At 27.3% G+C, this 26,404-nt stretch carries 24 protein-coding genes and 1 pseudogene; 18 read left to right on the top strand and 7 right to left on the bottom strand.

The window, feature by feature from the left end; all coding sequences use genetic code 11:
- Nucleotides 1–15 precede the first annotated feature (15 nt).
- Nucleotides 16–2,523 carry an efflux RND transporter permease subunit gene (locus JRV97_RS05070; protein WP_281000812.1) on the top strand — a complete coding sequence of 836 codons (2,508 nt, stop codon included), beginning with the start codon at nt 16–18 and terminating at the stop codon, nt 2,521–2,523.
- 29 nt (nt 2,524–2,552) lie between these two features.
- Here the strand turns inward: JRV97_RS05070 and JRV97_RS05065 are convergent, their stop codons facing one another.
- The gene (locus tag JRV97_RS05065) at nt 2,553–3,155 is read right to left on the bottom strand and encodes a class I SAM-dependent methyltransferase (RefSeq protein ID WP_281000810.1); all 603 of its coding nucleotides are present in this window, start codon (nt 3,153–3,155) and stop codon (nt 2,553–2,555) included.
- Between the two features lie 241 nt (nt 3,156–3,396).
- On the opposite strand from JRV97_RS05065, the pseudogene JRV97_RS11635 reads away from it, so the two are divergent.
- The 3 genes and pseudogenes from JRV97_RS11635 to JRV97_RS05035 all read left to right on the top strand — a co-directional run bounded on the left by JRV97_RS11635 (nt 3,397) and on the right by JRV97_RS05035 (nt 7,038).
- Nucleotides 3,397–4,599: pseudogene (locus tag JRV97_RS11635) on the top strand (alkaline phosphatase).
- Nucleotides 4,600–4,667: 68 nt separating this feature from the next.
- Nucleotides 4,668–6,734, top strand: a complete 2,067-nt coding sequence (locus JRV97_RS05040; protein ID WP_281000806.1) for a heavy metal translocating P-type ATPase — start codon at nt 4,668–4,670, stop codon at nt 6,732–6,734.
- Nucleotides 6,735–6,849: 115 nt separating this feature from the next.
- Nucleotides 6,850–7,038, top strand: a complete 189-nt coding sequence (locus tag JRV97_RS05035) for a DUF1450 domain-containing protein (RefSeq protein WP_281000804.1) — start codon at nt 6,850–6,852, stop codon at nt 7,036–7,038.
- 21 nt (nt 7,039–7,059) lie between these two features.
- Here JRV97_RS05035 and JRV97_RS05030 read toward each other — a convergent pair whose 3' ends face one another.
- Entirely contained in the window at nt 7,060–7,278 is a 219-nt protein-coding gene (locus JRV97_RS05030) for a hypothetical protein (RefSeq protein ID WP_281000802.1), read from the bottom strand.
- A gap of 534 nt (nt 7,279–7,812) precedes the next feature.
- On the opposite strand from JRV97_RS05030, the gene JRV97_RS05025 reads away from it, so the two are divergent.
- Nucleotides 7,813–9,906 (top strand): heavy metal translocating P-type ATPase, encoded by a 2,094-nt coding sequence (locus JRV97_RS05025; protein WP_281000799.1) that lies wholly within the window; start codon nt 7,813–7,815, stop codon nt 9,904–9,906.
- A 43-nt stretch (nt 9,907–9,949) separates the two neighbouring features.
- Here JRV97_RS05025 and JRV97_RS05020 read toward each other — a convergent pair whose 3' ends face one another.
- Nucleotides 9,950–10,333 carry an ArsR/SmtB family transcription factor gene (locus JRV97_RS05020; protein ID WP_281000797.1) on the bottom strand — a complete coding sequence of 128 codons (384 nt, stop codon included), beginning with the start codon at nt 10,331–10,333 and terminating at the stop codon, nt 9,950–9,952.
- A 210-nt stretch (nt 10,334–10,543) separates the two neighbouring features.
- On the opposite strand from JRV97_RS05020, the gene nadX reads away from it, so the two are divergent.
- The 7 genes from nadX to JRV97_RS04985 all read left to right on the top strand — a co-directional run bounded on the left by nadX (nt 10,544) and on the right by JRV97_RS04985 (nt 17,072).
- Nucleotides 10,544–11,302: an aspartate dehydrogenase gene (nadX, locus tag JRV97_RS05015; RefSeq protein WP_281000795.1), complete on the top strand. Its 759-nt coding sequence runs from the start codon at nt 10,544–10,546 to the stop codon at nt 11,300–11,302.
- 1 nt (nt 11,303) lies between these two features.
- Complete coding sequence (gene nadA / locus JRV97_RS05010; protein WP_281000794.1) at nt 11,304–12,242, top strand: quinolinate synthase NadA; 939 nt, start codon at nt 11,304–11,306, stop codon at nt 12,240–12,242.
- 1 nt (nt 12,243) lies between these two features.
- Nucleotides 12,244–13,068: a carboxylating nicotinate-nucleotide diphosphorylase gene (gene nadC / locus JRV97_RS05005; protein ID WP_281000791.1), complete on the top strand. Its 825-nt coding sequence runs from the start codon at nt 12,244–12,246 to the stop codon at nt 13,066–13,068.
- A 457-nt stretch (nt 13,069–13,525) separates the two neighbouring features.
- Nucleotides 13,526–14,755 carry an MFS transporter gene (locus JRV97_RS05000; protein WP_281000790.1) on the top strand — a complete coding sequence of 410 codons (1,230 nt, stop codon included), beginning with the start codon at nt 13,526–13,528 and terminating at the stop codon, nt 14,753–14,755.
- A gap of 338 nt (nt 14,756–15,093) precedes the next feature.
- Nucleotides 15,094–15,381, top strand: coding sequence for a hypothetical protein (locus JRV97_RS04995; protein WP_281000788.1), 288 nt, complete (start codon nt 15,094–15,096; stop codon nt 15,379–15,381).
- Nucleotides 15,368–15,673, top strand: a complete 306-nt coding sequence (locus tag JRV97_RS04990) for a type II toxin-antitoxin system RelE family toxin (protein WP_281000786.1) — start codon at nt 15,368–15,370, stop codon at nt 15,671–15,673. The genes JRV97_RS04995 and JRV97_RS04990 overlap by 14 nt, the downstream gene beginning before the upstream one ends.
- A 253-nt stretch (nt 15,674–15,926) precedes the next feature.
- The gene (locus JRV97_RS04985) at nt 15,927–17,072 is read left to right on the top strand and encodes an ATP-binding protein (RefSeq protein WP_281000784.1); all 1,146 of its coding nucleotides are present in this window, start codon (nt 15,927–15,929) and stop codon (nt 17,070–17,072) included.
- A 72-nt stretch (nt 17,073–17,144) separates the two neighbouring features.
- Here JRV97_RS04985 and JRV97_RS04980 read toward each other — a convergent pair whose 3' ends face one another.
- Nucleotides 17,145–17,972, bottom strand: a complete 828-nt coding sequence (locus tag JRV97_RS04980; RefSeq protein WP_281000782.1) for an SDH family Clp fold serine proteinase — start codon at nt 17,970–17,972, stop codon at nt 17,145–17,147.
- A 244-nt stretch (nt 17,973–18,216) separates the two neighbouring features.
- Here JRV97_RS04980 and JRV97_RS04975 point away from each other — a divergent pair, with 244 nt between their 5' ends.
- The 6 genes from JRV97_RS04975 to JRV97_RS04950 are packed head-to-tail and all read left to right on the top strand — an operon-like array spanning nt 18,217 to nt 22,807.
- Entirely contained in the window at nt 18,217–18,705 is a 489-nt protein-coding gene (locus JRV97_RS04975) for a methylated-DNA--[protein]-cysteine S-methyltransferase (RefSeq protein WP_281000780.1), read from the top strand.
- A 58-nt stretch (nt 18,706–18,763) separates the two neighbouring features.
- The gene (locus JRV97_RS04970) at nt 18,764–20,059 is read left to right on the top strand and encodes a nicotinate phosphoribosyltransferase (protein ID WP_281000778.1); all 1,296 of its coding nucleotides are present in this window, start codon (nt 18,764–18,766) and stop codon (nt 20,057–20,059) included.
- 22 nt (nt 20,060–20,081) lie between these two features.
- Nucleotides 20,082–20,957 carry a pyridoxal 5'-phosphate synthase lyase subunit PdxS gene (gene pdxS / locus JRV97_RS04965; protein WP_281000776.1) on the top strand — a complete coding sequence of 292 codons (876 nt, stop codon included), beginning with the start codon at nt 20,082–20,084 and terminating at the stop codon, nt 20,955–20,957.
- A gap of 2 nt (nt 20,958–20,959) precedes the next feature.
- Nucleotides 20,960–21,538, top strand: coding sequence for a pyridoxal 5'-phosphate synthase glutaminase subunit PdxT (gene pdxT, locus JRV97_RS04960; RefSeq protein WP_281000774.1), 579 nt, complete (start codon nt 20,960–20,962; stop codon nt 21,536–21,538).
- Nucleotides 21,538–22,155 carry a hypothetical protein gene (locus JRV97_RS04955; protein ID WP_281000772.1) on the top strand — a complete coding sequence of 206 codons (618 nt, stop codon included), beginning with the start codon at nt 21,538–21,540 and terminating at the stop codon, nt 22,153–22,155. The genes pdxT and JRV97_RS04955 overlap by 1 nt, the downstream gene beginning before the upstream one ends.
- A gap of 1 nt (nt 22,156) precedes the next feature.
- Nucleotides 22,157–22,807, top strand: coding sequence for a metallophosphoesterase family protein (locus tag JRV97_RS04950; protein ID WP_281000770.1), 651 nt, complete (start codon nt 22,157–22,159; stop codon nt 22,805–22,807).
- 396 nt (nt 22,808–23,203) lie between these two features.
- Here the strand turns inward: JRV97_RS04950 and JRV97_RS04945 are convergent, their stop codons facing one another.
- The 3 genes from JRV97_RS04945 to JRV97_RS04935 all read right to left on the bottom strand — a co-directional run bounded on the left by JRV97_RS04945 (nt 23,204) and on the right by JRV97_RS04935 (nt 26,343).
- Complete coding sequence (locus JRV97_RS04945; RefSeq protein ID WP_281000768.1) at nt 23,204–23,920, bottom strand: hypothetical protein; 717 nt, start codon at nt 23,918–23,920, stop codon at nt 23,204–23,206.
- 157 nt (nt 23,921–24,077) lie between these two features.
- Nucleotides 24,078–25,250 (bottom strand): MFS transporter, encoded by a 1,173-nt coding sequence (locus JRV97_RS04940; RefSeq protein WP_281000766.1) that lies wholly within the window; start codon nt 25,248–25,250, stop codon nt 24,078–24,080.
- Nucleotides 25,251–25,374: 124 nt separating this feature from the next.
- A complete protein-coding gene (locus JRV97_RS04935) occupies nt 25,375–26,343 on the bottom strand; it encodes a potassium channel beta subunit family protein (protein WP_281000764.1) in 969 nt (322 codons plus the stop codon).
- Nucleotides 26,344–26,404: the final 61 nt, after the last annotated feature.

Below are 26,404 nucleotides of genomic sequence, written 5' to 3'. Positions count from 1 at the left end.
GAGCGAATCTAAACAATGAAAAACAGAAATCTATTTAGATTTATTATAAAATACCGGCTCTGGATAATTATTATTTCAATAATTCTTACAATTTTTTTGGGCATATTTGCCTCAAAAACAAATATTGATATGGGAACCTACACATTATTGCCAGAGAATGATCCGGAAATAATTAAATTCAAACAAATATCTGAAAATTTTGGTGGCTTCGATAATTTAATTATTACAATAAAAGGAAATGACAATTTAAAAATGGAACAGGCAACTGAAGAAATTGCCAAAAAAATAAAAGGATTATCAGAATTTATAAAATATGTTGATTATAAATATCCTGTAGATTTTATAAAAGAAAATATTTTACTTTATATAAATGATGATTTATTTTATAAAAGCGTTGAACTTCTAAAAAATAATCCAAAGGTATTAAAATTATCCCAGGAAAAAAATAACCTTTCAAAAATGTTATTATATCTAAGCTCCAAAAATTCTTTTAATGAACAGGACTTGAATTTTTTAACAGAATTATTTAATGATGAAAATGAAGATTTTTTCAAAATATTAGATATGAAATATTATTATAATGAAGACAAAAAAAATTTACTCATTTTTTTAAGGCCAACAGATGCAACACATGACATGAAATTTTTTCAAAATATGGTTAATGCAGTTGAAAAAAGTTTAAATCCTATAATGCAAAAATATCCTTCATTAAATATTGGAATTACAGGAATGCCAAAAATTATGTCAGAACAACAGGATAATTTAAATACAAAAATTGCAACCATATCTACTATTGTATTATTTCTTTTAATAATTCTTTTTATCTTTTCATTCAAAAAATTTTCTGCATCAATATATATTGTAATTCCAATCTTAATAGCCATCATCTGGACACTTGGTATAAATTATTTAATAATAGGAAGATTGAATATAGTTACAAGTATTTTTTCTATTTTACTTCTGGGACTTGGAGTAGATTTTTCATTGCACTTTTTAACCAAATTTTACTATGAAATAAATTCAGGGAAAAATGTTTTAGACAGTTTGGAGATGGTATTTCATCAAACCCTTCCTGGAATCTTTGCCGGTGCAATAACTACAGCTGCATCTTTTTATGTTTTGATGTTTTCAAAATTCAAAGGATTATTTGAACTTGGTTTTATTGCAGGAACTGGCATTTTAATGTCTCTTATAACTATAACTTTCATTTTGACAGCAATTTTATCTTATTCAAAAATAAAACCATCAAAAATTCAAAAAAATGTGATAAGTAAAAGGTTTACAGATACTATTATAAAATATAATTATATTGTAGTGATTTTAATACTTGCAATTATATTCATACCACTCTTAATAAATTTCAGGATTGAGTTCAATTATAATGCTTTTGATTTATTACCTGATATCCCTTCTGTTCGTCTGGAAAATTCTTTAAAAGAAGAATACAATAATTCTTTTGAATATAATATATTAGTTGCAAATTCAATTGAAGAAAGCAAACGGCAATATGAAGAATTGAAAAAAACTGATATATATTCTGAAATTGATTCTCTGGCATTATTAATTCCTGATAATCAATCTGAAAAAATCCCCATTTTAAAAGATTTATATAATAAATATTTAACTACAGAAAAACCTAAAATTGCAAATGTGTCTTTAAAATTAGTAATTATGCTTGTTCAAAATTTGATAGAAAACAAAAAAATTGATAACACTTTTTATATTGATAAAACCAAAGAAGTATTGAATTATCTAAATAACTTAAATAAAAACGAACTGGATAATCTTCAGAAAAATATAAAAGAATATTTTTATTATGTAATTAAAAGTATGGAAAATGCTACAACAAAAGGTGAAATTTCAATTGATGATTTACCTGAATACTTAAAAGATAAATATCTGAGTAAAAACAAAAATATTGCAACTTTCGTTTTCTTAAAAGATGGTTTATGGGATGAAAAAAGCATGAAAAAAGTTTATACCATTTTAAGAAATATTGATGAAAATTCTACAGGAACTACATTTGTATGGGTTAAATTAATAGATTATATCAGAGAAGATTTATTAAGAAGTTCAATTTATGTTTTTATTTTAATATTTTTTATAGTGCTTATTTATTTTAGAAAATTGAAAATAACTCTATTAACTTTAACTCCAGTAATACTTGGAGCTTTATGGCTTTTGAATTTTATGTCTCTACTTAATATAAAGTTTAACATAGCAAATATTGTGGTAATCCCTTTAATACTGGGTATAGGAATAGATGATGGAATACATATGATTCATAATTATTTAATAAATAGAAGTATAATTGAAATGATAAAACAATCCGGTAAAGCTGTAATAATTACTTCATTGACGAGTATGATAGGATTTGGTTCCTTATACTTTGTTAAAGACCCTTTAGTTTCACAAATGGGATTTTTGTTATTTTTTGGGATTTTCTTCTGCTTAATCATTTCCCTTACAATTCTACCACTTTTTATACAATTATTTAAAAAATCAATTTTTAATCAAAAATAAAATATGTCCCCTTTACGGGGACATATTAATTATTTTCTTGCTATAATTAATCTGACAATATCTTTGTATAAATAATATGTCTTTTCAATTTTAAATCCAGATTTTTCAATATTTTTTTCTGTTTCTCTAATCATTGACGTTCCAAGAAGCAATTTTGTAAATGGATTCATCATATATAAAAATATATTATTTATAAAACTAGCACTTTTCATATGTTCTAAAAAAACTGCTTTACCTGTGTTTTTTAACACTCTTCTGGCTTCTTTTAAACCTTTAATGGGATCTGGAACTGTACAAAATACAAATGAAGAAAAAACCGTATCAAAAGTATTATCCTCAAATTGAAGATTTTCAATATCCATCTGTAAAATTTCTATATTTTTAAATCCTAATTGATTTTTTCGTTTTTTAGCTATTTCAATCATTTTTTTACTGAAATCAATTGCATATCCCTCAAAATTTTCTGGATAATATAGTAGATTTTTACCTGTTCCAACACCTAATTCCAGAAATTTTCCATCAATATTTTCAAATAATTTTTTTCTAAAGTTCGAAAATAACTTTTTTTCAATATATCCTTCAAAATAGTCATACCACTTTGCTACATTATCATATTTTTTTGATGTATTCATAAAAACACCCTTTCCTTATTATTTTAATTATATTATAACTCGAAAATAAAACTTTTAAAATAAGATGCAAAATAAAATTGAATATGTAAAAGATAAATATCTGGATAAAAATAAAAATATTGCAACTTTACTATTTTGCCGATATTACTTCATTTATTAAAATTTTTTGAATAATATTTGATAAAAATTATATAATATGATATAATAATAAGTACCGAATCATATACGGGGGGGTTATATTATGAAGAAAGTTTTTATACTCATTTTTTTATTGTTAACATTGTTAAGTTTTTCTGTGAAAAATGTTATTTACATGATTGGTGATGGAATGGGAATAAATCAAGTTATGCTTGCAAGTTATTTAGAAGGCCGATTAATGAATTTTATGAAAACTCAAAATATAGGTCTTGTAACTCTGCTAATAGTAATGTAACAGATTCAGCAGCAGCTGGAACAGCTTTATTTTCTGGGTTTAAAACAAATAATGGAATGATAGGAATGTTACCAGATGGAACAATTGTCCCAACAATTGCTGAAATTGCAGCTCAAAATGGAGTAAAAATTGGAGTTTATCCACATCAAGAATTACGCATGCTACACCAGGAGCTGTATATGGACATGTATCAACACGAAAAGATGGAAAAGATTTAATAAAATTAGCACAAGAAAAAGGATTTGATTATATTACAACTAAAGAAGAATTGATGAATTATAATGGAAATAAAGTTTTAGGATTATTTAACTATAGTCATCTTCCGGCTGCATCAGATAGAGTTAAAGAGCCTATGTTAGCTGATATGACAAAAAAAGCTCTTGAAGTTTTATCAAAAGATAATAGTCCTTTTTTCTTAATGGTTGAAGGATCACAAATAGATTGGGAAGCACACGGAAATGATCCATATGGTGTATGGAAAGAAGTTTTAGAATTTGAAAAAGCATTCAATGTTGTAATGGATTTTGTAAAAAATAATCCTGATACATTAGTGGTAATAACAGCAGATCATGAAACGGGTGGATTAGACCTTTCAACAGGTGGATATTATTTTGATGTTGAAATGGTAGGAATTTTACTAAAAATACAGATTTTATATCTAAACAAGCAAATAATGATAAAAATAAAGTAAAAGAATTAGTAAAAAAATATTATAATATTGATTTAACAAATGAGGATATGGAATATTTTGATACGCTTGTTAAAGAACAGGCTGGTTCCTATTATGCATTTTCAAATGCTATTGGTAGAGTAGTTAGTAGAAAAGCACATATTGGTTGGACTACTTTTGATCACACAGGTGCTCCAGTTGCTGTTTATGCTTTTGGTTCTGGAGCAGAGAATTTTAAAGGTTTTTATGATAATACTGATATACCAAGGATTATAGGAAGGATAGCAGGATATTCTTTAACATACCCTGTTTATAAACTACCTACAACAGGAAATCATTAAAAAGATAATATGACATCTGGAAATTTTCAATATGTCATTAATTTTTTGAAAAAAGAGGGGGGAAATATATGGATAAAGAGGGAATGAATATGAGTCATGATCATCATAATCATAATATGAAAGATGAACATTCAGAACATCATGATCATTCAATGAAACATAATCATGAACATCACGATCATCACAGTCATCATGCTCAGATGGTTGAAGATTTTAAAAAACGTTTTTGGATATCATTAATTTTAACAATTCCAGTTTTAATATTATCTCCATTGGTTCAGAAATTACTTGGACTCGAAAAGTTGCTATCTTTTCCAGGAGATTTGTATGTACTTTTTGCTATTTCAACTTTTATCTATTTTTATGGTGGTTATCCGTTTTTAAAAGGTTTTTATGAAGAAGTCAAAGGTAAAAAACCCGGAATGATGACTTTGATAGCAGTTGCAATTAGTACAGCGTATGTATATAGTAGTGTGGTTGTTTTTGGTTTAGAAGGAGGTATATTTTTCTGGGAATTAGCAACATTAATTGATATTATGTTGCTTGGTCACTGGATTGAAATGAGATCAGTAATGGGAGCTTCACGTGCATTAGAAGAATTAGCAAAATTGATGCCTTCAGATGCTCATAAACTTATGCCAGATGGTTCGTTAATGGATATTCCTCTTGAAGAATTGAAAACAGGGGATATTGTTGTTGTAAAACCAGGTGAAAAAGTTCCTGCCGATGGTATTATAATAGAGGGAGAAAGTTCATTAAATGAATCAATGTTAACAGGTGAAAGTAAACCTGTATCAAAAAAGAAAAATGATCTTGTAATTGGTGGTTCAATAAATGGTGAAGGTTCATTAAAAGTAAAAGTTAAAAATACAGGAAAAGATTCATATCTTTCTCAGGTAATTGAGCTTGTAAAAGAAGCACAGGAAAGCAAATCTAAAACACAGGATCTCGCTAATCGTGCAGCAGTATGGTTAACTTTTATTGCATTATCAGGCGGTGCAATAACGTTTTTCATCTGGACGTGGCTAATGGAAAAAAGCTTTGTTTTTGCTCTTGAAAGAACAGTTACAGTTATGGTAATAACTTGTCCTCATGCACTGGGGCTGGCAGTTCCATTAGTTGTTGCAGTTTCAACAGCAATATCAGCAAAAAATGGATTACTTATTAGAGATCGTGTAGCTTTTGAAAGAGCAAGAAATATTCAGGCTATAGTGTTTGATAAAACTGGTACCTTGACAATGGGAAAATTTGGTGTAACTGATGTAGTTAATCTTTCAAATGATATAAATGAAGAAGATATTTTAAATTATGCTGCCTCAGTTGAAGCACATTCAGAACATCCAATTGCGAAATCTATTGCAAAATCTGCTGAAAATCCAATGAAGGTAGAAAACTTCAGAGCCATTCCGGGAAAAGGAGCTGAAGGTAATGTAAATGGAAAACATGTTATGGTAGTTAGTCCTGGATATTTGAGGGAAAAAAATATAAAAATTGAAAATGAAAAAATAAATGAAATGTTATCAGCAGGAAAAACAGTAGTTTATGTATTGATAGATTCTGAATTAAAAGGAGCAATTGGTCTTGCCGATATTATAAGACCAGAATCAAAAGAAGCAATAGCAAAATTGAAAGAAATGGGTATAAAGTGTATGATGTTAACAGGTGACAATAAACAGGTAGCAAAATGGGTTGCTGAAGAATTAGAACTTGATGAATACTTTGCAGAGGTTTTACCGCATGAAAAATCACAAAAGATAAAGGAAATTCAATCCCGAAATTTAGTTGTTGCAATGACTGGAGATGGAGTAAACGATGCACCTGCTTTGGTTCAAGCGGATGTTGGTATAGCAATTGGAGCAGGTACAGATGTTGCAGTTGAATCTGCGGATATAATATTAGTTAGAAGCGATCCAAGAGATGTTGTTTCAATAATAGGTCTTGCTAAAAATACGTATAAAAAAATGATAGAAAATTTATTATGGGCAACAGGCTATAATGCTATAGCTATACCTCTTGCAGCGGGTGTTTTGTATAAGTGGGGAATTCTTTTAAGTCCAGCAGTAGGTGCTGTATTTATGTCTTTAAGTACAGTTATAGTTGCAATAAATGCAAAATTATTGAAATTAGAACACTAAAACAAAAACCCCTCGAATATTTTTTTGAGGGGTTTTGTTATTATAATTTCAAAAATATTTAAAGTTTATAGAATATAATAAAAATATAACCCCATATAGGAGGGGAGGTATAAAGATGGTAGAATTATGTAAACACAACAAAGGAACAGAAAAAGTTGTAGAATATTTAGAAAGTAAAAATATAGAATATTTTGTAGCTAACTGTCTTGATGAATGTGAGATATGTCACTCAAAAGTTTTTATAAAAAAAGACGGTGAAGTAATTTCAGCAGATACTGTTGAAGAATTACTAAATAAAATATAGCTGGATTTCCAGCTATATTTTTTATAGTTCATTTGTATTAACTAAAATAAATTTATATTTTTTTGTGTTGTTCCATATATCTTCTATTATAATTTCTGCATAATTTCTATTTTTTAAAATCGACGAAAATTCATTCCATCTATTAATTTTTATCGGTGTGATATTTGATGTAGAATATAATTTAATCCAGTAATTAAATGTATTAGATCCATAACCAAATATTCCATTAGGTAAATACATTTCATCAAAGAAATAAAAAATACACCCTAAATAAACGCATAGAGTTGACTTTATAAATGATTTTTGTTATAATATAATTGAATAATAATTCAATTATTCAAATAAAAATAAAATTAACGAAGGTTTGAGTATGAAAAAAAGTTTATAGTATTGGTGGTATTGATTTTATCTTTGGTTGGTTTTTCAGATAAGATTTATCTAAAGAGAAGTATTTGATGCCTATAATACAGCAGAAAAATACAATACCAAATTAAGATTAGAATTAAATTTACAAATCAGAAGTTTAGGAATATTCAAAGAATATTCATTTTAAGATAAAGTGGAGATGATTAATTATGAATACTATAGAATATGAAAAAGATATGGATATTTGTGAAGTTAAAGAAACTCATAGTGATATCATTAAATGGAAATAATATAAAAAATATTCTTGATTTTGTATATAGAAAAATAAAAGGGGAGTAAATCATCCCTTTTAAAAAAACCAACATTTGAATTAATATTCAAATGTTCAAATATAGAGGAGGGATTAAAATGGAGAAAAAAGAACTTGTGCTTGAAGGGTTAGATTGTGCAAGTTGTGCTGCAAAGATAGAAGATACTGTAAAAAATTTAGATAATGTAGATGGTGTGGAACTTAATTTCATAACAAAAACTTTATCTATTAAAGTAGAAGATGAAGAGAAAATAGAAGAAATAAAAAAAATAGTAAAAAAAATAGAACCAGATGTAGAAGTTTATGAGAAAAATGAAAGAAAAAGAAAAAATAAAGAGGAAGAAGAAGAAGAGTTTAATAGAAAGCTAGAAATTATCAGATTAGTTTCAGCCCTTGGTGTATTTATAGCAGCTTTATTTGTAAAAGAACCATTCTGGTTACAGGTAACATTATACATAGTTGCATATTTAATTTCTGGTGGAAAAGTATTATTAAGATCATTTAAAAATATTATAAGAGGGAATGTTTTTGATGAAAACTTTTTAATGAGTGTTGCAACAATTGGAGCTTTTTCAATAGGAGAATTTCCAGAAGCTGTTGGAGTTATGGTGTTTTTTGAAATAGGTGAATTATTACAGGATATGGCAGTAGATAATTCAAAAAAATCAATAAAAGCATTGCTGGATATAAGACCAGATTATGCAAATCTTTTAAAAGAAGGTAAAGAAATAAGAGTATCACCAGAAGAGGTTGAAAAAGGTGATTTAATAATAGTAAAACCTGGCGAAAGAGTACCTTTAGACGGAATAGTTATTAAAGGAAATTCGATGGTAGATACTTCAGCATTAACTGGAGAATCAATTCCGCGAACCATAAAAGAAAATGATGAAGTTATGAGTGGGTTTATAAATCTTAATGGACTTATTACTGTGAAAGTTGAAAAAGAATATTCTGAATCTACAATATCCAAGATACTTGATATGGTTGAAAATGCAGCAGCAAAAAAAGCTAAAACAGAAAAACTTATTACAAAATTCGCTAAATATTACACACCAGTAGTAGTCTTTTTAGCTATTGCATTAGCTGCTTTACCACCATTAATTACAGGAGCACCATTTAATGAATGGTTATATAGAGCCTTAATTTTCCTTGTTATTTCCTGTCCATGTGGTCTTGTTGTTTCTATTCCTCTTGGATATTTTGCAGGTGTAGGCGCATTGTCAAAACAAGGGGTTCTTGTAAAAGGTGGAAATTATCTGGAGCGACTAAAAAATTTAGATACGGTTATTTTTGATAAAACAGGAACATTAACAGAAGGAGTTTTTGAAGTTGTAGAGATAAAAACATTTAATGGATTCAAAAAAGATGAAATACTTAAAATAGCAGCTTATGCTGAAGAACATTCAAATCATCCTATTGCAGAATCGATAAAGAAAAAATTTGGAAAGGAAATAAACAAAAACATTATTGAAGATTATGAAGAAATTTCAGGACATGGTATAAGAGCAAAAATAGAAGGAAAAGAAATACTTGTAGGAAATAGAAAATTAATGAATAAATTTAAGATAAAAACACCTGAAATAAACTTTAGCGGAACTATAGTATTTGTTGCAATTGATGGAAAATTTGCCGGTTATATTGGAATATCAGATAAAATAAAACCGGGAGTAAAAGATGTAATAAAAAATCTTAAAAATTTAGGAGTTAAAAAAACAGTGATGCTTACAGGAGATAGTGAAAAGGTTGCTCAATCAGTTGCAAAAGAAATTGGAATTGATGAATATTATGCTGAGCTACTTCCAGGAGATAAAGTTAACTTTTTTGAAAAGTTTAGTGAAGGGGTTTCTACAGCTTTCGTTGGAGATGGAATAAATGATGCTCCTGTATTAACCAGAGCAGATGTTGGTATTGCTATGGGTGGTCTTGGTTCAGATGCAGCAATAGAAGCAGCAGATGTTGTCATAATGGATGATGATATTTCTAAATTATCAGATTCAATGAAAATATCCAGAAAAACCTTAAAGATTACATGGCAAAATATAACAATAGTGCTTGGAGTAAAAATATTATTCCTTATTTTAGGTGCATTAGGTAAAACAGATATGTGGGGAGCAGTTTTTGCAGATGTTGGAATAACTATAATAGCAGTATTTAATACATTAAGAATATTGAGAGTAAAATATATAATATAAATAAAAAACACTCGTTGATGCGAGTGTTTTTTATATAAAAAGTTTATTTTTCAGTTACATGAATATATCCAACTTCGATTAATTCTTTTACGTGTTCATCATTTAAGGAATAATAAACAACTTTTCCTTCTTTTCGATATTTTACAAGATCAGCTTGCCTTAAAACCCTTAATTGATGTGAAATAGCAGAAGTTGTTTTATTAAGAACAACAGATATATCACATACACACATCTCTTCTACCTGCATTAAAGCATATAAAATTTTCATTCGTGTTTTATCTCCAATAACTTTAAATAGATCACTTAATTTATTTAAAGTGTTTTCATCTGGTGTATTTTCATGAACTTTTTTTATAATATCTTCATGAATTTCAATTGTTTGACAAACTTCAATATTATCTTTTGTAGTATTTTTATCTTTACTCATTTAGTTCACCATCTTTCACATATGAATAGTTGTTCATATTTATTATATACTAAAATTAAAAAAATGTCAACAAAGAAAATACGTTATTTATGTATGAATATTTCAAATATTAATAAAATTTGTTAAGTGATTTTGTAGTTTATATTATTTTCTTGACTATTATTTACTATAAGAGTATAATAAAGTAAAGTAAGGTAATGGAGGGATAATATGAAATTATTTTTTCTTGGTGGAGGTAATTCAGCAAAAATCATTTTAGAAGAAATGTATGATTTTATTGAAAAAGCTTATATATATGACAAAAACAAAGAACAAGTTGATAAGCTTAAGTATATTTTTGACAATGTTGAATATAAAGAGATAAATCAGATAAAAGATTTAGAAGTTGATTATGTTATTGAAGTTGCGTCTGTTGAAGCGTTAAAAGAATATGGTTTAAAAATACTTGATATGAATAAAGATTTAATAGTATTGAGTACAGGTGCTTTTGCAGATAAAATTTTTAGATATAATTTTGTGAAAAAATTAAACAGCACTAATAATAAAGTATATGTTGTTTCTGGAGCTATTGGTGGAATAGATTTAATAAATGCAATATACGATAAGATAGAAAAAATAACTTTAACAACGAGAAAACCACCAAAAAGTTTAGGGTTAGAAATAACAGAAGAAAAAATAATTTTTGAAGGAAATTCCATTGAAGCAATTGAAAGGTTTCCAAAAAATGTAAATGTTGCAGTTACTTTGTCTTTAGCAGCAAGAAATTTTGAAAAAGTTGAAGTAAGAATAATTGCAGATCCGAAAGTTGAAAGAAATATACATACAGTTGAAATAATTTCAAAAGCTGGAAATTATAAGTTTGAATTTGAGAATTTCCCATCAAAAAATCCAAAAACCAGTTATCTTGCGCCATTATCAATTGTTGGTTTATTAAAGAATCTAAATACAAATTTTAGAATAGGAGGATAATATGATAAAAGAAACCGCTATTGAAAGGGAATTAATTGAAAAAATAAAAGAATTAAAAGAAAAAAAAGGATATACAATATTAGGTCATAATTATGTAATTTCTGAATTACAGGATTTATCAGATATAACAGGTGATTCATTACAATTAGCAAGATTAGCTACAGAAATAGAAAACGACAAAATTTTATTTCTTGGTGTAGATTTCATGGCAGAAACATTAAAAATATTAAATCCATCAAAGAAAATAATAGTTCCAACAAAAGGTTCAACATGTCCTATGGCTAATTCTTTAACACCAGAAATAATAAAATCCTTTAAAGAAAAATATCCAAATGCACCAGTAGTATTGTATGTTAATAGCACTGCTGAATGTAAAGCATTGGCAGATTATACATGTACATCAGCAAATGCTGTAGAAATTGTAAGTAAAATAGATTCCGACACTATATTATTTGGTCCAGATAAAAATTTGGGTTCATATGTAGCAGAAAAGACAGGAAAGAAAATAATACCAATTCCAGGAGAAACAGGGTATTGCTATGTGCATAATAGATTTTCTGTTGAAGATGTGAGAAAAGCAAAAGAAAAATATCCAAATGCTAAAATTATTGTTCATCCAGAATCATCAAAAGAGGTTAGAGATTTGTGTGAATATATTGGTAGTACTGGGCAAATGATGAAATTTCCTAAAGAAGACGAAACAGAAGAGTTTATTATAGGAACAGAAATAGGAATGATTCATAAATTGCCTAAAACATTTAAAGATAAAAAATTCTATCCTTTAAAAGAATTAGGTATATGTAATAACATGAAAAAGAATAATTTGAAAAATGTATATGAAGCATTATTAAATGAAGAAAATGAAATTAATTTACCAGAAGAAATAATTGAAAAGGCTAAAATCCCTATAATGAATATGTTTAAATTAATGGAGGGATAAAATGTTTGATTATGAAATAAAATTATTAAAAGAATGGATAGAGAAAGACAATAATTTTTTTGATATAGCCTCATATGAATTAAGAAATAAAGAAACAACAGCAGAAATATTATTAAAAAATTCTAATGTTGTAGTATCAGGAATAGAAATAATACAAAGACTATTAAATGAATTTAATATAGAATCAGAATTTTATTATAATGATGGAGATAAATTAAATAAAACTATAATTGGAAAAATAAAAGGAAATGCATATAATATATTGATTGTAGAAAGAACAATGCTTAATGTATTATCATTAATGAGCGCGATATCGACTAAAACATATAATCTTGTTAGTAAAATAAATGGTAAAACAAAACTTGCAGCAACGAGAAAAGTATTTCCAGGGTTAGGTAATTTAGAAAAATTAGCAGTAATTCATGGTGGTGGAGATACGCATAGATGGAATTTATCAGAAAGTATAATGATAAAAGATAATCATATAGCATTATATGGTGGCATTGAAAATGCAATAAATATTGTGAAAAAATATAAATCTTTTACAAAAAAAATAGAAATTGAAGTGGAAAATGAAGAAGATGCAATTTTAGCAGCAAAAAATAATGTTGATATTATAATGTTGGATAATTTTCCATCAGAAAATGCTAAAAAAACAGCAAAAAAACTAAAAGAAAAATATCCACATATAATTGTTGAGGTTTCTGGTGGTATTAATGAAGATAATTATTTAAATTATGTTGATGATAGTATTGATATAATTTCTATGGGAAAATTAACGACAGAAGTGAAGTATATAGATTTTTCTTTAGAGATAAAAAAGTGATAACTTAAATCCCCTCTAAAATTAGAGGGGATTTAAGTTTGTAGACAAACTCAAAAATAAATACAAAGTATTTTCAAAAAATAATATTCACTCATACGGAAAATTCTAAATCCTCAAAAATATTCATTCCCGGCGGTCGCTCAAACGCACATCCTGATTGGTTTCGCTTAAAATCACATCCATGTGATTTTATCCGCCTTCATTCATATTTTTTCGGGAATTTTCAAGTATTCGTTCATATTATTTTTTTAGAAAATACTTTGTCAACAGTCTGAAATCCCCTCTAAAATTAGAGGGGATTTTTTATCAATAAAATCTAATTAACCAAAAAATTAACGATAAATATATATTATATGATATAATAAATAAAATTAAAAATATTTTAATAGCTTTAAACCATATAAGAAATAATTATTTTGGAATAAATTGTATTGAAATAATATGATGAGGTGAAAATATGAATAAAAATTTCAAATTATATATATTTGGAAGATTTATATCAAATTTAGGAGATACAATTCAAGTTATAGGTTTTCCACTATTATTATTGGATATGACACAATCAGCAACAATACTTGGGTTAGCAACAATATTTATCATGGTTTTTGAAATATTAATAAGACCTTTTTTGGGAGTTATAGCTGATAATTATAATAGGAAGAAAATAATGGTTGAAATGGATTTTATCAGTGGGATATTGTGTTTAGTTATGGCATTTCTTATAGCAAATAATATTATAAGTGTATGGATGATATTTGTATATTTAGTTATACAATCTATTATAAGTACATTATTTGATACCTCAACATATGCAATGTTGCCAGAAATTGTGGAAAATCAATATCTTGAAAAAGCAAATTCATATCTTCTGATTGTTTCAAATATTTCTTCGCTGGCAGGTCCTCCAATAGGTGCTTTTTTATATAGCATATACGGAATTAAAATTTTACTATTTGTTAATGGTATAACATTCATATTATCAGGAATAAGCGAAATTTATATTGAATATAAATTTAATATAGAAAACAAGAAAAAATTATCAGAAATATCGTTTTTTAATGAAATAAAAAATGGAATAAAATATTTGAAAGTTAAAAAAGAGCTAAAACATTTATTGAATATGATGATATTTTATTCTGTATGGATGATACCAATTTTTGCAGTATTTATACCTGTAATAATAAAAAGGGACGGAGGTTTTTCACCAACATATGTGGGTTTATCCGAAACGGCTATGACAATAGGTTCTTTAGCCGGAGCTTCATTAATAACCTTTATAATGACAAACAATAAAAAAACAAAATATTTTAAATTGTCAAATATTATTTTGAATATTACAATTTTATTCTTAGGAATAGTAATACTTTGGAATTTTTCAAATAAAATTATAAAATTTTTGATAATTTCGATAATATTATTTATGTTTAATATATCCTTTATAATATCCAATGTAATAATAAATTCAAAATTTCAAATGAGTATAGATAATGAAATAAGAGGAAGAATTGGATCATTAAAAATGGTGATAACGCAAATATCAACAATAATAGGTATATCTATAGGTGGAAAAGTAATAGATAAAATTCATAGTGGGTATTATTTAATATTTTTAGGTATAACAGGATTATTAATAACAATATTTTATATAATTCCAAATTATCAAAATAAAACTCATTTAAACGCTTGATTGCTAATCTGAAAAAATGAAGAAAATTATAAAATAATGTTCTTCACCAGGTGAAAATTCTGAGTCCTCGAAAATTCTGAGTCCTCGAAAATTCTCATTTTGCAGGTCGTGTCAGACTCACATCCGTGTTCGGCTTCACTCAATTTTGCATCCATGCAAAATTGACCTGCTCCATTAGAATTTTCTCGGGAATTTTCAATGGTTCATCACATTATTTTTATAAATTTCAAATATTCGCTCATATTATTTTTTTAGAAAATATTTTCATTGACAGACGATATCATTATATGATATAATGTTTGTGTATATACACAAAAAAAGAATTGAGGTGATTTAATATGAGTACTATTAAAGATTTTGAAAAAAAGAGCAGGCATAATATAAATCTTAAAAATAAGACCTGGATGATTCTTCAAGAATTGAAAAAAATTAAAAATAAAAGCATAAGCAATATTATCGATGAGGCTGTTGATAAATACCTAAAAGATTCAGAATATAATACTCTTTATTTTAAACTGTTATCAACACTTCCAGAAGTTAGCGATGAAGAAAATATTGAAATACTTAATGAATTAAAAAAACTAACAAATGAAGATATGGAAGTGGTTAAGATTGAAAAACTCTAATCAAGAATGGGAATTGCATTGGACTAAAAAAGCCTATAAATCTTTTGAAAAGATAGATCCTAAATTCCAAAAACAAATTAAGGAGGATTTAAAAAAGTTAATTAATTATTATAATAAAGATGTTGAGGTAAGTTTAGATGTAAAAAAATTAAAAGATGAAGGAAGAGGTTTTTTTAGATTACGTAGTGGAGATTATAGAATTATATTTACAATTAATCATGGAAAATTAGTAATTTTAATTATTAATGTTATGCATAGAAAAGATGTGTATACAAAAAAGCATTTTAAATGATTTTGATAATATTATTTATGTTCACATTTATAATATCCAATGTGATAATAAATTCAAAAAATCCCCTCTTAAATTAGAGGGGATTTTTTTGTCGAAGGTTGACGAAAATTGTCGAAGCTGTCGACCAAGTCGAAGTTGATTATGATATAATGTAATTGTAAAACACAATAGAATTATAAGAAAATTTAAATGAAAACCAAAAAAACAAAATCAGAGAGAGCAATCAAGAATAATTCCTTGAAGAGGTGATAATATGGAATTGGGAAAAATAATAGAAAAAATAGCAGATAAACCATTAAATTCAAAAAATAAAAATTTATTGGTTAATAGAGAAAAAGAATTTGAAAAAATAAATTTAATAATTAGCTATCAACCATACGGCATATATGGAATATGTGGAGAAACTGGTATAGGAAAAACAACAGTAATAAATAATATATATACTGATTATTATTCTATTAAAATATCTCTAACTCAGAGAGAAAACCAAGATACAATATTATATGATATCTTGTATAATATAGCACTAAAAACGGAGGAAGATATAAAAATATCAAGGGAAATAAAGGATTGGATTTTAGAAGAAGTTTCATATATAAAGGGTTTTTCGATGGGGATGAATTTTGTTGGAAATGCAAATTTAGCGACACAAAATCAAAAAATACCAAGATTTAATTATTTTAAAGCAAAAGAGTATCTGAATAATTTGACTGATGAATTGGTAAAAAAGTATAAGAAAGTTATATTAATTATAGATGAATTAGATAAAGAAAGTAAAAAGGAAGTTTTGTTGGTATTAGATAACTTAAAATTAGAACTCCAAAAGGACGGTATTATAGTTATGGTATCTTTACCTTATTCGATATATAGAGAGTATAAATATGATAGAATGCATAAAAATGAAAGTGGGAATTTGGAAAATGTAATTAAGGATATTATTTATTTAAGAGAGTTTACAAATAGTGAAATAAAAGAAATAATAATAAAAAGAATAAAAGATGATATACAATTTTTTGATGAAAAAGTTATAGATTTAATAGTTGATTATTCTGATGGAAATCCGAGAGATGCTTTTTGGATTATGCAGAAAATTATATTTGAAGCATTATCAAAAAAAATAAATAGAATAGAATTTACTTTTGCAAAAAATACTATAAAAGATATAGTGAATGAGTATTTGAATGAAGTTTCATTAACAGAAAAACAAAAACTTTTGATAAATGAAAAATTATATCCAGGAATTAGAGAAGAAATAGTAAAAAATGCAATAGATAAATTTAAATTAGCTCGTTCAACAGCATATTCTATTTTTGATAGATTATATGAACTTGGGATAATAATTGAGCAAAATGGTATTTATAGATTATCTGGTAAATATAAATATTTATATAATAAATAAATTCAGTGTCGAAGGTTGACGAAAATTGTCGAAGCTGTCGACCAAGTCGAAAAAAACTCTGAGGTTTTTGCCTCAGAGCTTTTTATCATTATATGATACAAATTCTACAGTTCCTCTTTGTCTAACTGGTTGTGAATATAAATCCATTAAAGTATATACTTCTTCTGGTACCTCTGTCGAAACATTTAATCCAAGTTCTTTAGCTTCTTCAACAGTAATAGGATAATCATGTGTCCAACGGCCTTCCGTTAAAGTTTGTGCCAATTTTTCAGCTTTATTTTCATCCATTTTATTTTTCAGTAGATTGAATATAAATTTTTGAACTTGAGATATAGATTTTTTTGCTACATCAGCTAAAATAAGAGTTTGATCATCAACTTTATCAAATCCTTTTTGTTCTACAGCTTTTACAATACTTGGAGCAGGGTTTTGCCCTAATTGAGGATCAACAGGTCCTAAAACAGCATGTTCATCCATAATGATTTGATCTGCAGCTAATGAAATCAATGTACCACCACTCATTGCATAATGAGGAACAATAACTCTTGTTTCTGCAGGATGGTCATGTAAAGCTTTTGCTATTTGAGTAGCAGCCAAAACAAGTCCACCTGGAGTGTGAATTATCAAATCAATGGGTTTATCTTTTGGAGCTTTTCTAATAGCTCTTAAGATTTCTTCACTATCTTCTACATTTATATATTTGTAGAAAGGAAAACCTAAAAATCCCATACTTTCCTGTCTGTGAATTAATGTAATGATAGTAGAATTTCTCTTTTTTGAAAGAGAAGATAAAATACTTTTTCTACCTGCAATTAATTGAGCAAATTTCATTTGTGGTCCCATTAAAACATAAAAAATAAATATTAACCATAGTAATGTTCCTAAAAATCCTGTTGTCATATAAATCCTCCTAAGCATTTTATTAAATACTTTTTTTATAATTATATCATAAAAATATCCATTTTAAATATAAATAAAAAAAATTAGCGAGTGTGAAAAAATTTTCATATTATAGATATTTTTAAGAATAATAAGAAAATTTGAGATATTAAAAGATATTTGTAAATATTTAAAGTAAATTGATGTATGAATATGAAAAATTTTCTGGTATACTACTAAAGAACAAAACTTAGGAGATGAAAATATGAATAAGTTTATTGTAAGTGTGATTTATGGTAGTATAATTGGATTTGTTAAAAATAATAAAATAGTAGAAGTAGAAATTTTAAATGAAAAATTAAAAGAATACTATGATGCTTATACCATGGATTTTTATTATAAGATTAAAGAATATTTAGAGGGTAAAGATGTATTAGATGAATTACCATATGATATTGTATTTAGAAATGAATTTGAAAAGAAAGTATTAACGACTTTAAAAAGTATAAAATTTGGAAATGTGGTGTCGTATAAAGGGTTAGCAATACTTTCAGGTTATCCAAATGCTGCAAGAGCTGTTGGAACAGTAATGGCTAAAAATAGACTTCCTTTAATATTTCCATGTCATAGAGTAATAAAAAGCGATGGTAAAATAGGAAATTACGGTGGAGGAAGTCATTGGAAAAAATATTTTTTAGAACTTGAAGGTGTGAATATAAAAGAGGATAAAGTGATTTCATGTAACAAACTTTAACGTTTATAAAACATTTAAGAATAAATTTAAATATATAATTAAACTTGAGGTGATTAGAATGCCAAAAAGATTGCATCCAAAATTATTTAAAGTGCCAATAGATAGAATTAGAATGGGATATTATTCTGATAAGTATTTTACGAGATATGTCGAAGTATTAAAAAAAGATAATAAACATGTAAATGTGCTTTATCAATATTTTCCAAGAAAAGATTGTGTAGTAGTGGGAATTGATGAAGCTTTAGCTATTTTAAGGTTTGGAACTGGTTATTATAAAGATGAAAATAGAGCTAATGAATTGTTTAATCAAATATTATCCCTTGAAAAAGCTCTTCAAAATGCTGCGCATAAAATGGATAAAGAGGAATTATTAAACATAACATCTAAGAAATGGGATTTAAGAATGTTATTAAATGATTTATGGGTAGATAAATGGAATGAAATAGAAGTAAAAGCATTATACGATGGTGATGAAGCAAAAGATATGGAACCTGTTTTAACAATTGAAGGAGATCCAGCATATTATGGCTATCTTGAAACGATTCTTTTAGGTGTATTAGCAAGGGCAACATCAACAGCAACATCTGTAAAAAAAGTTGTTGACGTGGCAAATGGAAAACCAATATTATTTTTCAGTGCTCGTTTTGATCATTTTTGGGTTCAGGCAACAGATGGATATGCAGCATTAAAAGCAGGGGCATTTGGTGTATCTACTGATGCAAATGCTGATTATTGGGGAATAGAATCGCTTGGAACAATTCCACATGCATTGATTGCTTCATATGGTGGAGATACTGCAGAAGCAGCTATTGCATTTGATAAACATATTGATGGTAATGTGAATAGAATAGTTCTTGTTGATTGGGATAATGATGTAATTGGAACAACAATGAAAGTAGTTTCAAGATTTTATGAATATATAACAGGTGAGAAATTTAAACCAGGAATTAGCAATCCTTCAAAAATAATAGGACCAGGTAAAAATAAAATATGGGGTGTAAGATTTGATACTTCTGGAAGTTTAAGGGATAAAAGTGTTGTTCCTAAGGATAAGTCTTCATTAGGAGTAAATCCAGAGTTAGTATGGCGTGCAAGACAGATTTTTGATAATAATGGATTAAAAGATTTAAAGATATTAGTATCTGGAGGTTTTGATGCGGATAAAATAAAGCTTTTTGAAATGTTAGATGTTCCGGTTGATAGTTATGGAGTAGGTTCAAAATTATTAAAAGAAAAAATAGATTTTACTGCAGATATAGTAGAAGTAAATGGAAAACATTGTGCAAAAGTAGGAAGGAAAAAAGGTGATTTATCAAGATTAAGTATGGTTTCAAAAAATTATTGGGAAGAATAAAATATAAAGGGAGGAATATAAAATGGAAAAAGGTACATGGGTTGTAAAGAAAGGTTTTGCTGAAATGTTTAAAAACGGTGTAATTATGGATGTAACTACAGCCGAACAAGCAAAAATTGCTGAAGAAGCAGGTGCTGTAGCGGTTATGGCTCTTGAAAGAGTACCAGCAGATATTAGAAAAGCTGGTGGAGTTGCAAGAATGGCAAGTATTTCAAAAATTAAAGAAATTATGGAAGCAGTATCTATTCCTGTTATGGCTAAAGTAAGAATAGGACATATAGCAGAAGCAAGAATTTTAGAAGCATTAGGCGTAGATTTTATTGATGAGTCAGAAGTTTTAACTCCAGCAGATGATAAATATCATTTAAATAAACACGATTATAAAGTTCCATTTGTATGTGGTGCAAGAAACTTAGGTGAAGCATTGAGAAGAATTGCAGAAGGTGCAGCAATGATAAGAACAAAAGGTGAAGCAGGAACAGGAAATGTTGTAGAAGCTGTAAAGCATATGAGACAGGTAATGGATGAAGTAAGATTAGTTCAAAATATGCCAGAAGAGGAATTAGTAACATATGCAAAACAAATAGGTGCACCTGTAGATTTAGTAGCAGAAGTTAAAAAATTAGGAAGATTGCCTGTAGTTAATTTTGCAGCTGGTGGAGTTGCAACACCTGCAGATGCTGCATTAATGATGTTATTAGGTGCAGATGGTGTATTTGTTGGATCAGGTATATTCAAATCAAAAGAACCAAAGAAAATGGCAAAAGCAATAGTTGAAGCTGTATTACATTATGATGATCCAGAAAAATTAGCTCAAATTAGTGAAGATATCGGAGAAGCAATGGAAGGATTAGAAATTGATCAATTAGATGTAAAATTACAAGAAAGAGGATGGTAAACTTGAAAATTGGTGTATTAGCTGTTCAAGGAGATATTCGAGAACATGCAAACATGATAGAAAAAATTGGACATACACCAGTTAGAGTTAAATCGGTAGAAACATTAAATGAAGTTGAAGGTTTAATAATTCCTGGTGGAGAAAGTACAACTATTTCTAAATTAATGAAAAAAACAGGTATTTGGGAAGAATTAAAGAAAAAAGCACAAGAAGGATTTCCTATTTTTGGAACCTGTGCAGGTATGATAGTTGTATCAAAAGGTATAGCTAATTATCCACAACAAGAAACAATGGGATTAATAGATATATATGTTGAAAGAAATGCATATGGAAGACAGGTGTTTTCATTTGAAGAAGTTTTAAAATTTAATGGAAATGAGATAAAAGTTACGTTCATAAGGGCACCAAAAATAGTAAAATATGGTAATGGTGTTGAAAAATTAATAGAATTTAAAGACGCACCCGTTTTAGTAAGAGAAAACAATATATTAGCTGCGTCATTTCATCCAGAAATAGAAGATGATCCTTCAGTCCATCAATACTTTGTAGAAAATATGGTGGCTAAAAAGCAGGTGAAATAATGATACCTTTACATGGATTTTTATCCCATTTTGTTGCAGATCATGCATTTTCTAATGTATATTCTGATAAATTAAAAGTAAGAAATAATTTGATAACACATATTGTATGGAGTGTTTTAGCAATATTAGCCTTTACATTTGATTCATTAAAAACACCATTAGGTATAATAGCTTTTTTGGTGTTAGCATCTTATCACGTTTTTATTGATATTTATAGAACAAAGGGTACAACATTTAAAAAAGAATTACTATACTTAGCAATAGCTCTAATTATAAATTTAGTATTTTATAAAGCTTATACTAATTCATATATATCAAATGAATTTATCTATTATATTATAGGTATGATGTTTGCAACAAGTTTTGGCTCATTTATTGAAAGAACATATAATATAATTGATCAACAAATAAAAGATACAGCAGGTGCGTCAGAAAGATTGGCTATATATATTTTTATTAGTAAATTCAAAATTGAATGGGTATTGGTTACAATATTAGCAGGATTATTATACAGATTTTTTATAGTTAAAGAAAAATCTAAAGAATGGGTGTTTTCTCCTTTATATGGTATTATAGTTTCATCAATTTGGATTTTGATAATGAAAGCAATTTTTTAAAATGATTTGGGCAATTTCAGATATTCATGGAATGTATGAAAAGTTATTAAAATTAATACGAAAAATACCAGAAAATGATAAAATCATTTTCCTGGGAGATTATATTGATCGAGGACCGGAATCTAAACAGGTCCTCGATTTACTATTCAAACTAAAAAATAGAGCTATATTTTTAAAAGGAAATCATGAAGATATGATGATTGATTATATAGAAAAAAGAGGCATTTATGCTGAAGGTGTATGGTTTAGAAATGGTGCCGCATACACTTTAAAAAGTTTTGAAAATAATATAGAAAATAAATATATGGATTTTATAAAATCATTGAATTTATATCATATAGAAAAAATAAATGGCCAGAAATATTTATTTGTTCATGGTGGAGTTAAGTATGGAGTAAAATTAGAAGAACAAAGTGAAAGAGATTTATTATGGATAAGAAATGACTTTTATATGCAAAATGAAAGATATGAAGATTATATAGTAATTCATGGTCATACTCCAACATTTTATATAACTGGAGAGTATGATGTATATTTTCATAAGGATGAAAATAATAATATTATTAGTATAGATATAGATACAGGTTGTGTATATGGTGGGAAATTAACAGCATTTGGTATAGGTGAGAATTATAGAATTATATATGAATAAATTTGATTGATTTCTGAAAAAATGAAGAAAATTATAAAATAATGTTCTTCACCAGGTGAAAATTCTAAATCCTCAAAGTTGTAATCAAAATAAAACTCATTCAAACGCTTGATTGCTGATCTGAAAAAATTAATCATTCTCGGTTTCCGTTCAGACTCGCATCCATGCTCGGCTTCACTCAAAATCACATCCCTGTGATTTTGGAAACCATTATTCATAATTTTTTCAGGCAATCTTCGAGTTTTCATTCATTTTATTTTTGAATTACAATGATATACATGGCTCCATTCACATTTTTTCGGGAATTTTCAAGGATTCTCTCATATTATTTTTTCATATTTTATTTTGTCAACAGTCTGAAGCGAGGCAAGAGCCTCGCTTTATATAATATATGGATTACCATCTACCTCTTGGCATAGGTTGTTGATTTGGATATTGTTGTTGTCCTTGATATCCTGGCATTTGGAAGTTACCTCTAGGAGCAAAGTTTCCATTTGGAGTTTGTGGTCCATAACAATTATTTTGCATTTGGTAATTTCCTCTTGGTCCAAAATTATAATTTCCATTTGGAACTTGATTCATGTATCTCCCTCTTGGAGCTTGATTCATATTTCTTCCTCTAAATCCTTGATTTGCAACTGGAGCCTTTGGTGTGTAACCTGGTAATTGAGTATTTACTCCCATACCCCTGGCAGCGCCTCTAAAACCATTTAAAACAACATCTTTACCATCAACTTTGGACTCAACAGGTCTAAATATTTTTTCATTATTGAATTCTATTTCCCAACCTTTTACTTCAATATTTTTACCTACTTCTAAATCTTTTGCGAAATAAGAATTTGCATGAATTTCTACAAAGTCACCATTATCTGTTTTGATTTTAATTTCCAACATACCAGGGAAATCTTTATTTTCTTCAATAGAATCAATGGTGCCAGTAACTGTAATCATATTTTCTTCATTGAACATATATCCACCACGCGTACCTTGATAATTTTGATAAATAGGGGCAGCATTAGGATCTTGATTTACTCTAGGAGCATTAGCGTTAAAAGCGAAAATAGAACCTGCCATCAAACCACCGACTAATAATACAGTTAAAAATTTTTTCATAATAACACCTCCACAGTATTTTTTGTTTTTTTATTGTTTTTGTCTTTCGACACTAGTATAATAACTTATAATCCTTAAAGAAAACTTAGTGTTTGCTTAGAGTTTCCTTAGAAAAATTGCAAAAAAAAATGGCCGCATTGCAGCCATTATATATATATTATTTTTTAATTAAAATAATACCGTTTATAATGCTTAATATAAACAGAATTATAGATACAGAAATAAATGAAATATTAAAAGAATAAATATCCGCAATTCTTCCAAAAATTGGAAAAAATATAATCATATATAAGCTATATACCATAGAACACATAGATAATATTGTGGCTCTTTTTTCACTGGGTATTCTTTTATTTACATAATCAATGTATACAATATATAATATTCCATTTAAACCTCCTAATAGTATATTAAAAATATATGGAATATTTGATATTAATCCAAATGATAATAATGAATAGGCAATAGGAATAAAGATTAATAAGTTTTTTAAGCCAAATTTCTTTTCAATCTTGTGAGTAAAAAATGACATTATAGCACTAAAAATCCCTGATAAAGCCATTATTATACCAATTTGAAATTGATTTATTCCAAGTGATAAAAAATAATTTTGTAAGTAAAAGAAAAATAAAGTTCCAACAACTAACATACCTTCAGAGAAAAAAATTAAATATAATACATCCTTTTTATCTTTTAATAATATGAAACTATTATAGGCATTAACAAAAACATCTTTAAATGTAGTTTTTTCTTTCTTTTCTATTATTTTTGGTTCTTTAAAAGTAAGAGAATGTATTATTGTAATTAATCCTAATAGTGAAGCATATATAAAAACATATTCATATTTAATTTTGGCAATATAACCGCCTAATAAGTATCCACTAATCATACCAATTTGAGTTAAAAGTTCAATTCTACCAGCGATTTTCATATATTCATTATCTTTATTTAATTCTTTTAAAGAATCATATATTAAAGCTTGTCCTGCTCCAGATTCTAAATTATATGATAATGCCATTAAAGCCATTGCTAATGCAAAATGGAAAAAGTTATTTCCATATAACATTGTAATACTAGATATAACCCAAAAAACTCTTCCTAAAACTCTACTAGTTTTTCTTCCAAAAATATCTGCAACAGATCCAGTAGGTATTTCCATTAAAAATGAAGTTACATGAAATAATCCTTCGAGCAATCCAATTTGAGTTAAACTCATGCCCTTATACGCTAAATATAACATCCAAACAGTACTTAACAAATTAAAATTATTCAAAAAAGAGTATATATATTCTCTAGTAATATTCTTTTTCATTTGCAAAATATAATTCATATTATCCTCCATTTTTATTAGTATCCATATTATTTTATCATAATATATACATATTACAAGTCAAATATATGATTTTAATTGGAAGATAATAATAAATAAAAGGAGAGCGCGAGCTCTCCTTTTATTATTCTGGCTTATTATTTAATATTTTTTCAATTTCTTGCATTATATCCTCTGTTAATTTTTCTTTTACTTCAACAGCTTTCATGTTTTCTTTAACTTGTTCTACTCTACTTGCACCAGTAATAACTGTAGAAACATTAGGATTTTTTAATAACCAGGCTAAAGCGAGTTGCGGCATTGATGCACCTAAATCTTTAGCGATATTACTTAATTTTTTAACTTTTTCAATATTTTCATCTGACAATAAACCATTTTCTTTCATACGTTCAGCTAAACTCTTAAATTTAGCCAACCTACTATCTTCTGGAATACCATTATTATATTTTCCTGTTAATAAACCGCTTGCTAAAGGACTCCAGGTAGTTAAACCAAGACCATATTTTTCGTATAATGGTTTAAACTCCTTTTCTACTTTTTCTCTTACGAACATATTATATTGTGGTTGTTCCATGGTAGGTGGAATACAATTTAATTCTTTTGCAGCTTTATGAGCAGCTTCTATTTGTTCAGCGCTCCATTCAGAAGTACCCCAATACATCGCTAAGCCATTTCTTATAACATAATCCATTGCTAAAACAGTTTCTTCAATTGGTGTTTCTGGATCTGGTCTATGACAGAAAATCAAATCTACATAATCAAGTTGCAATCTTTTTAGTGATTCCCAAGTTCCTTCTAAAATATGTTTTCTGGATAAACCTCTATCATTTGGGCCGTTACCACCCCAGAAAATTTTTGTGGAAATAACTAAATCTGTTCTTCTATATTCTTTTAAAGCTAAACCCATCAATGATTCAGATAATCCATTTGCATATGCTTCTGCATTATCAAAAAAGTTAACTCCATGATTAAAAGCTTCTCTCATACAAGCTTTTACATTTGCAACATCCAGTTGATTTCCAAATGTAAGCCAAGAACCTAAAGACAATTCACTCACTTTAATACCAGCTTTTCCAAGTCTTCTATATTCCATTTTAACCCCTCCTGAATTTTAATTCGTTATACTAATTATAACACATTTAAATATGAAATCA

This window comes from Marinitoga aeolica (assembly GCF_029910535.1).
In the GTDB taxonomy this organism is placed as follows: Bacteria; Thermotogota; Thermotogae; order Petrotogales; family Petrotogaceae; genus Marinitoga; species Marinitoga aeolica.
The sequence above is the reverse complement of the archived record's forward strand: the minus strand, read 5'-3'. Positions and strand labels throughout refer to the sequence as shown.